Source organism: Undibacterium sp. WLHG33, from assembly GCF_049544815.1.
GTDB lineage: Bacteria > Pseudomonadota > Gammaproteobacteria > Burkholderiales > Burkholderiaceae_D > Undibacterium.
In genome coordinates this window covers 1,118,435-1,131,305 of the sequence record NZ_CP186697.1, presented here as the reverse complement: position 1 = coordinate 1,131,305, position 12,871 = coordinate 1,118,435, and the positions used below count along the sequence as shown (strand labels likewise).

13 protein-coding genes are annotated in these 12,871 nt (G+C 50.9%); 5 read left to right on the top strand and 8 right to left on the bottom strand.

The genetic code is table 11. From position 1 onward, the window contains the following. The first annotated feature begins 138 nt into the window (after positions 1–138). Positions 139–906 (top strand): lysophospholipid acyltransferase family protein, encoded by a 768-nt coding sequence (locus ACOTSW_RS05165; RefSeq protein WP_423681392.1) that lies wholly within the window; start codon positions 139–141, stop codon positions 904–906. A gap of 240 nt (positions 907–1,146) precedes the next feature. Here the strand turns inward: ACOTSW_RS05165 and ACOTSW_RS05160 are convergent, their stop codons facing one another. The 7 genes from ACOTSW_RS05160 to ACOTSW_RS05130 all read right to left on the bottom strand — a co-directional run bounded on the left by ACOTSW_RS05160 (position 1,147) and on the right by ACOTSW_RS05130 (position 9,548). Then, on the bottom strand, positions 1,147–1,812 hold the full coding sequence (locus tag ACOTSW_RS05160) for a hypothetical protein (RefSeq protein ID WP_423681391.1): 666 nt from the start codon (positions 1,810–1,812) through the stop codon (positions 1,147–1,149). Positions 1,813–1,894: 82 nt separating this feature from the next. Continuing rightward, positions 1,895–2,065 (bottom strand): hypothetical protein, encoded by a 171-nt coding sequence (locus ACOTSW_RS05155; RefSeq protein WP_423681390.1) that lies wholly within the window; start codon positions 2,063–2,065, stop codon positions 1,895–1,897. Positions 2,066–2,094: 29 nt separating this feature from the next. Beyond that, positions 2,095–4,713: a DUF1631 family protein gene (locus ACOTSW_RS05150; protein WP_423681389.1), complete on the bottom strand. Its 2,619-nt coding sequence runs from the start codon at positions 4,711–4,713 to the stop codon at positions 2,095–2,097. 238 nt (positions 4,714–4,951) lie between these two features. Next, positions 4,952–5,779, bottom strand: coding sequence for a symmetrical bis(5'-nucleosyl)-tetraphosphatase (locus ACOTSW_RS05145; RefSeq protein WP_423681388.1), 828 nt, complete (start codon positions 5,777–5,779; stop codon positions 4,952–4,954). Between the two features lie 11 nt (positions 5,780–5,790). After that, complete coding sequence (hemH, locus tag ACOTSW_RS05140) at positions 5,791–6,897, bottom strand: ferrochelatase (RefSeq protein ID WP_423681387.1); 1,107 nt, start codon at positions 6,895–6,897, stop codon at positions 5,791–5,793. Positions 6,898–6,909: 12 nt separating this feature from the next. After that, on the bottom strand, positions 6,910–8,556 hold the full coding sequence (gene recN / locus ACOTSW_RS05135) for a DNA repair protein RecN (RefSeq protein WP_423681386.1): 1,647 nt from the start codon (positions 8,554–8,556) through the stop codon (positions 6,910–6,912). Between the two features lie 98 nt (positions 8,557–8,654). Continuing rightward, positions 8,655–9,548: an NAD kinase gene (locus ACOTSW_RS05130; protein ID WP_423681385.1), complete on the bottom strand. Its 894-nt coding sequence runs from the start codon at positions 9,546–9,548 to the stop codon at positions 8,655–8,657. A gap of 74 nt (positions 9,549–9,622) precedes the next feature. Here ACOTSW_RS05130 and ACOTSW_RS05125 point away from each other — a divergent pair, with 74 nt between their 5' ends. From ACOTSW_RS05125 to ACOTSW_RS05115, 3 genes are read left to right on the top strand one after another with little or no spacing between them, the layout of a single operon-like run. Continuing rightward, positions 9,623–10,309, top strand: coding sequence for an HAD family hydrolase (locus ACOTSW_RS05125; RefSeq protein WP_423681384.1), 687 nt, complete (start codon positions 9,623–9,625; stop codon positions 10,307–10,309). Positions 10,310–10,353: 44 nt separating this feature from the next. Further along, complete coding sequence (gene hrcA, locus ACOTSW_RS05120; RefSeq protein WP_423681383.1) at positions 10,354–11,373, top strand: heat-inducible transcriptional repressor HrcA; 1,020 nt, start codon at positions 10,354–10,356, stop codon at positions 11,371–11,373. Positions 11,374–11,385: 12 nt separating this feature from the next. After that, positions 11,386–11,769, top strand: a complete 384-nt coding sequence (locus ACOTSW_RS05115; protein WP_423681382.1) for a response regulator — start codon at positions 11,386–11,388, stop codon at positions 11,767–11,769. Between the two features lie 47 nt (positions 11,770–11,816). On the opposite strand, the gene fur is transcribed toward ACOTSW_RS05115, so the two are convergent. Then, positions 11,817–12,248 (bottom strand): ferric iron uptake transcriptional regulator, encoded by a 432-nt coding sequence (gene fur, locus ACOTSW_RS05110; RefSeq protein WP_423681381.1) that lies wholly within the window; start codon positions 12,246–12,248, stop codon positions 11,817–11,819. A gap of 76 nt (positions 12,249–12,324) precedes the next feature. Between fur and ACOTSW_RS05105 the strand changes: the two genes are divergently transcribed. Beyond that, the gene (locus ACOTSW_RS05105; protein ID WP_423681380.1) at positions 12,325–12,864 is read left to right on the top strand and encodes an outer membrane protein assembly factor BamE; all 540 of its coding nucleotides are present in this window, start codon (positions 12,325–12,327) and stop codon (positions 12,862–12,864) included. The last annotated feature ends 7 nt before the right edge of the window (positions 12,865–12,871 follow it).

Below are 12,871 nucleotides of genomic sequence, written 5' to 3'. Positions count from 1 at the left end.
ATGCGGTGACTGCTGGCAATAACCGCTATATATAAAGCAAACAGGGCGTATGAATGCCATCTGCGACGCCTCGTTTGGCTTTGTACCGAAGAACAAAAATTTTAATGAATGCTCCATTGGAGTATCTGGCGAGTCCGTATGATTTTCTGGCATTTTTTCCGCGTTTTCCTCCATCTGCTTGCAGGCTTGCTGACCAGTGCTTTGCTCTTTCCCATCGTGGGGGCTGCCAGAAGAGAGGCGCTGGTGCAACGCTGGTCGCGCCAGCTGATGGCGATTTGTACCGTGGATGTAGTGTTTAAAGATGCCAGTCAGGGGCGCTTTGCGGAACGGGCACTGATTGTTTCTAACCACGTTTCCTGGCTCGATATTTTTGTTATTAATACGGTGCATCCATGTCATTTCGTTGCGAAAGCTGATATCCGTTCCTGGCCCGTGCTGGGCTGGTTATGTGAAAAAGCCGGAACCATTTTCTTGGCACGTGGTAAGCAACGTGAAGTGCGGCGGATTTACGAAGGTCTGGTGCATCAGATTCATGATGGTAAACGCATTGCCTTTTTCCCTGAGGGCACGACCGCAGCGCAGGGCACGGTGCTGCCATTTCACGCCAATTTATTTGAAGCAGCGATAGAAGCCAAAGTGCCGGTGCAGCCATTTGTACTGCGTTATGTCGATACGCAAGGCAAATTTCATCCGGCGGCAGATTTCATTGGCGATATGACGTTTGCCGAAAGTATGAGCACTATCCTCAAAGCGCCGCGCATGATTGCTGAAGTGATCCGTCTGCCAGCAATTGCAACCGAAGGCGCACATCGTCGCGACATCGCTTTGCAGGCACGCGAACTGGTACTGCGTGAATTAGGCTTGGCGCAGGATCTGCCTGACGCATCCTCGAAAACTGCCGGATAAACATAGAGGTCAGAAGCTGTATTGACCACGCTCATGCTGTCGCAGTTTCTTCGTTCATCTCAACGTCTGCTTTTCGTGCTGCAGGCCTGTAACGATATTAAAAAAATGAATTTTTGGGGAGTATGTGCCAAAAAACACCTATTCTCAGCGTCAATCAACGAACTTTAAATATACTCCCGGGAGTATTTTCAGGCTTACAGCAGCCATAGTATGGCTCAGATCGTCTCCTGTCGAAGCGCATCAGCGACATTTACCCGACATCGCTGCCTGTGCCCAGAATGGCGCTGCGAGTAATCCAATAAAGGCGACACCACCGATTTTTGCCGGACGATGTTTTAAGGCATCCTCATCCGTGCATCCCGGAATCGTCGCTTGTTGCAAATCTTTCTGCAGACGTTCATATTTATCCGGACCGGTATTGTTCAGCGTTCTGCCGCTGGCTTCTGCCCTTTGCTGCAATTCACTCTTACTTGCCTGATAGGCTCTGGCGATACTTTGCCGGCTGATATCCAGCGTTGCCGGACCCGGTGTTACCGTGATGCTGTCAATGGCGACACTGGTCTCGCCGGCGGGAACTGCGGCGGAGCTGAGCGTTGTTGTGCTGGTGTCCGAGCTGGTGTCTGCTCTTGTGTCTGATTTCTTGCGTACCTGACGCACCGTCTCTGCTGCAGGTGCCGTCATTACCGGTGCGTCTTTTGCCGCATCAACGACGTCACGGATATTCAGCGGAAATTGCAGCAGCATGGCTGGTACCGGATAACGTACGGCATCATGTGTTTTGAGATGAAGCGGTTGTGATAGCAAGAGGATCAGCAACAGCGTGACTGCTGCAGCCAGCAGCGCGGAACATAGCCGCGCTGCGGTATGAGGCGCATTCCATGCGCGGTGATCAGAAATCACATTCATGACAGACGCTTTGTTGATGACGGTATCGTCTCAGACTCTCTGCATCGTTACAAGTTCAGACGTCCTTGCCAGTTCCGGATATTCAAGCCAGCGCCGGCCGATCGACAGCGTCTGCGGACGTCAGCAATGCCTGTACCGCACGTTCAAACAGGGGCTCATTTTCGAGAAAACGCACGCGACCGTGAGCGATCATGCGGCGGAACATGCGTACGCTGACAAGTGACGGCTTTTCATTGCCTGCCAGCGTCAGCACCAGATTGTTGTGCGAAGGATCGACCCAGTTCAGTCTGGCGATACTGGGTTTAATGCCGAGTTTGACTTACCGCTGCGCAGGCGTTCCTGTATCACTTCCTGAGTAAATTCGACGGTATCTGCTGGCAGCTCGCTGTCGAAAAACTCATCGAGCATCTGTACCTGAATATCGAGTTCACGTATTGCTTTATCGAGTCTTTGCTGCGTCTCCGGCGCCCGTAACTGTTCTTGCAAGACTTCCTGTGAGGCTTCGTTGTGATAAACGAAGTCTGCAAAATGTTCATGAATTGCCGGCAGAGTCAGCGAATGTGATTGCGGGTGAAGCGCCTGCTGCACGGTGCGTAAGGCGTTCGTATGAGCGTCGACCAGCCAGTCGAGCAAACGTTTTTGTTCAGTGTTACTCCACTGAATGGCAGTCAGTGCTTCGCGCAATGTGTTCAGAATGATGGGAAGCAGCGCGAACAGTTGTGTACGGTCGTCCTCATTCAGTTTGGGGACGATGCTCCACAGCAGATCGGGAATCAACAGACGATAGCGGATGCCGCGTTTGGCATCTTCACGTTCTGCATATTCGATTGCAAGCACCCAGGTGTTTTCTAAAAAATCGCGCAGATAGGGGTCGATCTGCAGTTTCTGTAACACCTCGCGTAACTGCGCCGAGATATGCACCAGCCGCAAAGTACGGTTCTGCGCAGCTTCGATGGCTTCGATGGTATGTGCAACCGTCTGTTCACTGGAGCGCAGTTCACGTGCAATGAACGCATCAAATTCGTCGAGCATACGGACGAATAATTGCGAATTTTCGCTGTCGTCTTCCAGCAGCGTTTCGACGATACGGCAAATTTCCTGTGTGATGTACGCACCCGTTGGATCTATCTGTTTCAGTCCCAGTGAAATGGAACCGACACGGTTGATCAGCATGCGTGCCGGATGCCCTTTTTGCGTGAGCAAAGTCTGATCACGCAGAGCAATTTTCAACACCAGAAATTGCAGACGTCCCAGTTGTGCGCGTATTTCAGCTGGTACCTGCGGATCGCTTAAGATAAATTCAAACAGCATTGCGACGACGTCTATCGTCATCTGCTCATCGACATTCTCCGTCATGTCGTTGAGCGTGGTTCTTTGCTCCAGAATCAGATTACGGATGCCACCCAGATGATTGAACATCTGTTCGCCGGAGATGATGTTATTTTTTTGTAGTTCATGCACTGACTGTACGATGCCACTACCGGCATCGGCCGATGAGCTTTCCGCAGAGCTGTAACCGGGATCTGAATGGTATCTCTGACTTGTATTTTCGCTCTGGACACCGTGTTGAGTGGATGGTGCCACTGATGCATTGTCCGGCGGTATCTTGCTTTGTACCTGGTGCATGCGCTGATCGCTATGGCTTCCGCCGGGTGCGGAAACAGGGATGTCTGTCGCATGATTGCCCGAGCTATCGCTGCCAACAAAATCATTGCGTGTATTGCCGGTGGCATGATTTGCTGCGCTGCCGGTGGCACCGGTCATGCCGCTGCCACCACCGAACAGTTGCCGCAAGGTTGTTCCAACGGACTGATTTTTTTCTAACCATTGAAATCCTTGCGAGTGCATTCGTCCAGCAGAGGTCATCGGCGCGGTGTATTCATCAAAACCCGGATGCGGAGCGACTGCCCTTGGTTGAGATGAGAAAGCAGAGGCTGTCTGTTGCAACAGTTGCCGGGAAAACTGCTGCGTCGCTGAACCGAATTTACTGACACTGAAACCGGCTGCGATATCGCGCACGCTGTTAAATAATTGTTCGACTTTGCTGACGGCGGCTATCGGCGCCTGCGGAGCTGTCTGTGGTTGTGTGGCGTACGCAGGCGTTGCAAATTCCTCGGTCGCTGAGAATGCGGATTGATGCATGGCTGCAGCTCTCAGTGCTTCGTCATGCGTATCGACGGCAACTGCGTTGTCGTCGACATGCTGAGCAGCGTCTGCGGTATGGGCTGCCGGATTCGCAGTTGCAGTGGCAGGCGGTGTTTTTTTGATTTTTAACTGCAGCTCTGCTGCGATACCCTGAGCGGCAAAGTAGCTATTCACTGCATCATAAATTTTGGCTATATGAGGTATCAGATCTTCTGCAAGCTGTGCGCTGACAACCGTAGAAATTTTGCTACCCAGTTCAAATTTTTCTACCCCGTTGGTAATGCAGCGGGCGATGATATAAGGCCGGAACGGATTTTCCCGTTCGCTGATTTTTTCCTGACTGAATATCAGCGCGATGCGGATATTCAGGTCACGTATCTGCTCTTCTGCTTCGGCCCGGAAGCTCGCCGTCATGTCCTTGAGCAGCAGCTCGTTTTCGAGTATGTCGGAATCGACCAGCGACAGGCTTTCACTTTGCAATTTCAATACGGATGCCGGACGAAATGTACTGTAGGTGGTCTGAAAGCTCCGGTTCAGCAGCTCATCCATCGCCTCACTCATGGCATCGGACATTTGTCTGTCCTGCCTTAAGCGCATGCTGGCATGCAAATAATCTCTTTGTTCCTGAGAGCTGTGTGCTGCTTCGGCTCGTTTAAATAACGCGTCCAGCGTGTGCGGTAACGCTGCCTCTATCGCAATCAGAAAAGTCCGGTGAAACTCCTTTCGTGTTGCGGGCAGAAATTCATTCGGATCCATGTTTTCCTCAGATACAGCAGACCGCTATATGTCAAAAAGTTTAAAAACGTAATAAATGTAACGGCATTGTCATTTTTGAGTATAAATCAGAAGATTGCTAAATTGTTATTTAAATATAATGTTTTAAACATTGTTCACAACTGTTTTGTCCTATCTTCATCGCGCAGACAACAACGGCAAGTGAGCGAAGAGCACACTTGCCGCCAGATTGTTTTTAATGGGAAAAATGTTGCTTATATCAGCCTGGTTTTTGCTGTTGCGGGCAGTCTATCTGTACCAGCGTTCTGTCGTGAAGAGCAACTGCGGTCAGCTTACCGCCCCAGACGCAACCGGTATCAAGGCTGATCAGATTGGGACGCAATACCAGTCCTAAGGTGGACCAGTGACCAAACACCACCGTGCTGTTGTCTGAGGCGCGTGGCAGATCGAACCAAGGCGCATATCCTTGCGGAGCAGTACCGACGCCATCCTTGCTGGCAAAATCCATTTGTCCTTCAATGCTGCAAAAACGCATCCGTGTCAGGGCATTGACGATGCAGCGCAAGCGATCTGCACCCTGTAAACCGTCATCCCAGTAAGCCGGAGTATTACCATACATTTGCCGTAAAAAGTCCAGCCAGTCCGGACTGCGTAACATGCTTTCCACTTCACCCGCGAGTGCCATTGCTTTTTCGGCCGACCACGTCGGAAAAAGTCCGGCATGAATCAGTAAGTGCTGCTGCTCTGTGATTGCAAGCGGCCGCCGGCGCAACCATTCCAGCAATTCAGCGCAATCCGGCGCATCTAATATTTCTGTAAGCGTATCGCTGCGATGTGCGGGACGGATGCCATGAGCCACCGCCAGCAGATGCAGATCGTGATTCCCAAGCACACTCTCTGCTTGCCCGGCCTGCTGCAAAGCACGTACGCGACGCAGAGTCTGCAAGGATTTAGGCCCGCGATTCACCAGGTCACCGGCAAACAGATAGCGGGCGGAAGGTGAGCGCTGTTCTATGCGATGCAGCAGTTCACCCAGTTGATCGTCGCAACCTTGAATGTCGCCGATAAAATATGTGGCTGTCGTCATGTCTATGGCGCTTATTGATTTGCACCCATACGTTTGGCTTCGGCGCGGCTGAGCAATGCCTGTTGCTTCTGTTCTTCGCGCATGCTGACAGTCAGCATGGTTGGCCAGCCAATCAGATGTTGTTCAGCAATTTCGGCCAGAGCGCGTAACCACGAAGGTGATTCATTCAGACAAGGAATGTAATTAAATTCTTTACCACCGGCCTGCAGAAAATCGGCCCGTACTTCCATCGCAATTTCTTCCAGCGTTTCCAGACAATCAGCGATGAAGCCGGGGCAAATCACATCAATCCGCCGAACCCCGTCTTTTGCAAGCTGCGTTACCGTTGGCGCCGTGTAAGGTTGCAGCCATTCGGCTCTTCCTAAACGCGACTGAAATGTGACGACGTACTGATCTTTCGACAGGCCGAGCTTTTCAGCAAGCAGGCGCGCCGTTTTGTAGCATTCACAATGATAGACGTCACCGCGTAACAGAAATGCTTTTGGTAAACCGTGAAAGCTCATCACCAGTTTCTCCGGCCTGCCGTTGCTTTGCCAGCTTGTTATCACAGATTGTCGCAACGCTTCTATGTAAGCCTCATGGTCATGATAATTTTTGACCAGACGCAGTTCTGGAATATTTCTGACCTGTTGATAATGGCTGAACACCGCATCAAAATTCGATCCGGTCGTTGTCGCCGAATATTGCGGATAAGCCGACAAAATCAATAAGCGATCATAACCATCTGCTTTCAGCTTTTGTAGCACATCGGGGATGGATGGCGTGCCATAGCGCATCGCATAAGTGACGTGTACCTCATGGCCACGTTCACCAAGATAGCCCTTCAACAGCACCGCCTGTTTTTCCGTATGTACTTTTAACGGCGAACCGTCATTGGTCCAGATGGATGCATATTTCTTTGCTGACTGACCGGAGCGGAAGGGCAGGATAATCCCATGCAGGATCAGCCACCAGATTGCGCGGGGTACTTCGACGATACGTCTGTCCCATAAAAACTGTTTCAGATAGCGGCGTACTGCCGGTCTGGTCGGTGCATCCGGCGTACCGAGATTAATCAGTACGACCGCCGTTTTTCCGATTTTTCCGTGGGAGTAATCAGGTTCTTTCAGAAAGCGCATGGTATTTACTTTTTATGAGGCCAGTAATTCTCTGGCGTGTTTACGAGTGGTTGCAGTGATTTCTATGCCACCCAGCATACGGGCGATTTCTTCGACGCGCTGTTTGTTATCGAGCACGTCAATACGGGAGAGGGTCTTACCGTTGTGATTTGTTTTACTGACCTGAAAATGCTGATTTGCCTGACTTGCGACCTGCGGCAAATGGGTGACGCACAATACCTGACGGTCTTGCCCCAGTCGTTTCAGTAAGCGTCCGACGACTTCGGCAACACCGCCGCCTATGCCGCTGTCAACTTCATCGAAAATCAAAGTTGGCGTAGCTGTCGCGCCTGAAGTAATGACAGAAATAGCCAAGGAGATCCGCGCCAGTTCTCCTCCGGACGCTACTTTTGCCAGCGGACGGGCTTGTACCCCGGCATGACCGGCGACTAAAAATTCAATCTGCTCGATACCGTATGCAGCAGGCTCACATGGATTCAGACTGACGGCAAAACTGCCACCGGCCATGCTCAATTCCTGCATTGCCGCCGTTACCGCAACACTCAGTGTTTTTGCGGTTTTTTCGCGCGCTTTGCTCAGTTGTTGCGCGGCTTGCAGATAATGCTGATACGCTTTTTCTTCCTGCAAGCGAAGCGCATCCATATCACTGGCATCGGACAACTGTTTTAATTGTTCAGACAGAGTTGCAAACTCCTGATATAAATATTCAGGAGCAACATGAAAGCGGCGCGCCGTTGTATGTATGCTTTCGACGCGTTGTTCGACTTCACGTAAGCGTGCCGGATCGAGCTCGGTGCGATTCAGATAATCGTTCAGCGCATAAGTGGTTTCCTGCAAATTGATGCAGGCAGATTCCAGCGCTTCGGTAACCGGTTTCAGCGCTGCATCGTAATCCAGCAGCTTGAGTAATTTCTGTTGTACTGCAGTCAGTTGCGACAGCACTGGATGCTCAGAATCCGAAATCAGGGCAGCGGCTTCCTGCGCACCATCGAGCAGGCTTGCCGCATGTGCGAGGCGGCTGTGTTCCTGACTGATGTTTTCCCATTCGCCCGCCTTGATTTGCAATTTGTCGAGTTCACCGACCTGCCATTCGAGGCGCTCACGTTCTTGTAAAACATTCTTGGCATTGGTTTCAAATTCTTCGCGTTGCCGGCTCAGATTACGCCAAGCTTTATAACGAGCGGCGACTTCTGCGGCGCGCTCTTGTAAGCCGCCCTGCATGTCCAGTAGTGAGCGTTGTGCTTCCGCTTTGAGTAAAGACTGATGCGCGTGTTGACCATGAATATCGACCAGCAGATCCCCCAGTTCACGTAATTGCGTTGCGGTGGCGGTGATGCCGTTGATCCAGGCTTTCGAGCGCCCTGCGTTGTCGATCGTGCGGCGCAGAATCAACTGTTGCTCAGGATCGCTGAATTCGTTTTCCAGCAGCCATTGCTGGATGTGTTCCGTGATAGAAAATTCGGCGCTGATATCTGCCCTGGCGGCGGATTCGCGCACCATACTGGCGTCACCACGGCCACCCAGTGCCAGTGTCAGAGCATCGATTAATATCGATTTTCCAGCGCCGGTTTCACCCGTCAGGACACTGAAGCCAGAGGAAAATTCCAGCTCAAGAGTATCAACAATGACAAAATCGCGAATGGCAAGCGTACGCAGCATAAGAGCAGAAGTAGTAAATAAAATGGAAAGAGCAGACTGAGATATTTTAGCAATAACTACGGTAAGAACGTGCTACTGCCGGCAGGCCGCGTCTGTCGTTAATTCAGAGCACCTTCGACGGTAGGGTATTCATTCCAGTGCAGTTTTTCCCGCAGCGTATGGTAATAATTCCAGTCGTGCGGATGCAGGAAAGTGACCGTGTGGTTGGAGCGTTTGACGATGATGCGATCCTGGCGCAACAGGCTGGCAAAGGTTTGCATGTCAAAGTTGACGCTGATATCGCGACCGGCAACGATTTCGATCACGATTTCGCTGCTTTCCGGCAGCACGATAGGGCGGTTCGATAAAGCATGTGGTGCGATTGGCACCATGACGATACCGCTCAGGCTGGGATGCAGCAGCGGCCCGCCTGCGGAGAGCGAGTAGGCGGTTGATCCGGTCGGAGTGGACACGATCAGCCCGTCTGAGCGCTGGTTATACATAAAGTGAGAATCGACTTCGACGCTGAGTTCGACCATGCCGGAACCCGTACCGCGGGATACCACGATATCGTTGAATGCAAGTCCACTGAAGATCTGATGATCTTCCCGCACGACTATGGCCTGCAACAGGCTGCGGCGCTCGGTGACGTATTTTCCTTTCAGCATTTCGGCAATCACAGGAATCATGCGGTCCAGCGGAATATCGGTAATGAAACCCAGCCTGCCCTGATTGATCCCTATTAAGGGAACGTTATATTCAGCAAGCTGGCGTGCAATACCCAGCATCGTGCCGTCACCGCCGACGACGATGGCGGCAGTCGCGTGTTTGCCTATCTCTGCAACTGACATCGCATGAAAACCGGGCAATTCTATGTATTGCGCTGTTTCCGCTTCCACCACGACCGTATGTCCGGCGCGGTCAAGAAAGCTGGCGAGTTCACTCATGGATTCTGCGATGCCGGGCGCATTGTATTTACCAACAAGTGCAATCGTTTTTGGTATGACAGTCATAAAAAAAGAGTGGTGACGTGATTCGTCAGATTAGACCATAATTAGCGTAGAAATGAATCAACTGACTGCTATTTATGACAATTAAAGCTGTATTACTGGATCTGGACGATACCTTGTGGCCGGTTGCACCGGTGATTCAACATGCGGAGACGCGTTTATATGAGTGGATGCAGCAGCATGTGCCTGCGGTGGCAGGGAATTATTCCGTCGAATCGATGCGGCAACGGCGCAATAAACTGGTGCCGACTGATCCCCGTTTTCAATATGACTTGTGGGCTTTGCGACACACCTTACTGAGTCAGATATTCGCAGAACATGATGTGCCTGTCACGAAGGCCGATCAGGCCATGGCGGTATTTGCCGATGCCCGCAATCAGGTCAGTTTGTATGATGATGTTGTTCCAGCGCTAAAGGTATTGTCGCAGCGGGTTCTGTTGGGTTCGGTCTCAAATGGCTTTGCTGATCTGCGTGAAATTGGTCTTGCTTCACATTTCCGTACATCGATTGCGGCACGTGAGTTTGGCTGCGCCAAACCTGACCCGCGTATCTTTCTCGCTGCCTGTGGAGCGCTGGGTGCAGCGCCTCATGAAACCTTGTATGTCGGCGACGACCTGTTGCTGGACGTGCAGGGTGCGCAACAAGCCGGATTACGCGGTGCATGGATGAACCGGCATGGTCAGGAGAAGACGGACGAGCGCCATCAGCATATTGAGCCCGACGCAGAATTTAAAAATTTACATGATTTGACAAAATGGTTATGAAGTTTTCTATGTTCAGGTTTGCTTCAAACGCATAAAATGAATAGATGCTACTAGATACTCGCGCTCAAACTCTTTTAAAAGCCCTCGTAGAACGCTACATTGCTGACGGTCAGCCGGTCGGTTCGCGTGCTCTTTCAAAAATTTCCGGCCTTGATCTTTCACCGGCGACGATCCGGAATGTGATGGCAGATCTGGAAGAAATGGGCTTGGTTGCCAGCCCGCACACCTCTGCAGGCCGTGTCCCTACGCCTAAAGGTTACCGGGTATTTGTTGATAAATTACTGACGGTGCAGGAAATCAGCGAACTGGGGCTGGAGTCGCGTCTGCAATCGGGTTTGTTATCTCAACCCCCACAAAAAATCATTGCGAATGCCGCGCAGATATTGTCGTCGTTGTCGCAGTTTGCCGGTGTCGTCATGACGCCGAAAACTGAATCGATTTTTCAACAGGTCGAGTTTCTGCGTCTGTCGGAAAAACGTATTTTGCTGGTCGTTGTTGCTCCCACCGGAGAAGTGCATAACCGCCTGCTTCTGACGGACACGGATTACACCCCGGCGCAGTTATCGCAGGCGGCGAGTTACCTGAATCAGAACTTCAGCGGACATGCTTTTGAAGATGCACGACTGGGCATTAACAGTGAATTGCGCCAGTTGCAAACAGATATGACCAGGCTGATGCAGGCCGCCGTGGAAGCGGGCAGTGATGCCTTGTCCGAACAGAGCGATGACATGGTTATCTCAGGAAAGACTAATTTGCTGAATGTGCAGGATCTGTCGTCCAACATGACATCGCTGCGTAAGCTGTTTGATATGTTTGAGCAAAAGAGCAGCCTGATGCAATTGCTGGACGTGTCATGCAAGGCAACCGGAGTACAGATTTTTATCGGTGGCGAATCGCAATTACTGCCCATGGATGAAATGAGCGTTGTTACGGCACCGTATGAGGTCAATGGCAAGATTGTCGGTACTCTGGGGGTGATCGGTCCGACGCGGATGGCATATGAGCGAGTGATTCCGATAGTCGATATCACGGCGAAATTACTTTCTAACGCCTTGAGTCAGTAAAAGAGACATCTGATGTTAAATAAAAATATTTCAATTTTGCTTATTGATGACAACGACATTACCCGCGAGGTGTTACGTGTCGTGTTGCGCAACGAGGGATACACGGTTGCAGGGGAGGCGACGGATGGCGGCTCCGGACTTGATCTGGCGCTCAAACTGAGACCGGATGTGATTATGCTGGATGTTGTGATGCCCAAAGTCAGCGGGCTCGATGTGTTGCCGAAAATCAAGGACATGCTGCCGGATTCCAGGATATTGCTGGTGACAGCGAGTCACGATAAAGATGTTCTGTCGGAAGCCGTGAAATCAGGCATACACGGCATTATCCTGAAGCCATTTAATGCGCAGAAAATCATTGATACCGTCGCCGGTGTCGCTGCAAAAATAAAAAAGTAATCCGTTACCGCCGACTTATTCACATGATCACATGAGGTCATGGAGGCTTAATTGTGTTTGTGTTCGCAATTCTCTTTCGTGCAACTGCCATAGATCGCGAGTGAGTGTTCGGCAATTTTAAAGCCGCGCTCCAGAGCAATGGTGTGTTGACGCTCTTCGATTTCAGCGTCAAAAAACTCCTCCACGCGTCCACAATCGAGGCAGACCAGATGATCATGGTGCGAGCCTTCGTTTAATTCAAAGATCGCTTTGCCGGTTTCAAAATGATTCCGGTGCAGCAGTCCTGCCTGTTCAAATTGCGTCAATACCCGGTAGACGGTAGCCAGGCCGACATCCATATTGTCGTTCAACAGTATCTTGTAGACATCTTCTGCAGTCAGATGGCGGACCTTACTGTTTTGGAAAATTTCAAGGATTTTCAGGCGAGGCAAGGTTGCTTTCAGTCCGCTGGCTTTCAGATTTGGGGTGCTGTTTGTCATGTTTTCGGTCAAAAGAGGGCTATCTGCTTTATGATATCGGGTTTCAGGGCATGTTGCTCAATTACTGAGGGTACCTATGCGATTGTTGTTTTCAAAATCTGTTCAGGATAAAGCCATACGGCTTGCAGGTATGACGTTGGTGCTGGGTTTGTCTGCCTGTGCATCGAAAGCACCGGTGGCGGATAAAACAGTGCCAGCGACAGCTGGTACGCAAGTATACGCTCCGACCGGGGTGAACAAATTCCTGGGCTATATTTCTCCGTATCGTATTACTGTCCAGCAAGGTAACTTCGTTTCTCAGGAAATGATGGCGCAGATCAAAGAAGGTATGACACGTGAGCAAGTCCGTTTTGTGCTCGGTACCGCTTTACTGACCGATATGTTTCACGAAGACCGCTGGGACTATCCTTTCCGCCTGACCAAGCCGAATGGTGAGCAGGTTGTCAGCCAGGTGACGATTTATTTTAAAAACAATACTGTCTCTAAATTTGAGGGCGGTAGTTTGCCAACGGAAAAAGAATATCTGGCAAGGATCACCGAGTCGGCGTTGGGCTTAGACAAAGTTGAGTCGCTGAATGATCTCGACGGCACGCCGAAGAAAAAAGATAAAAAATAAAGAAAGC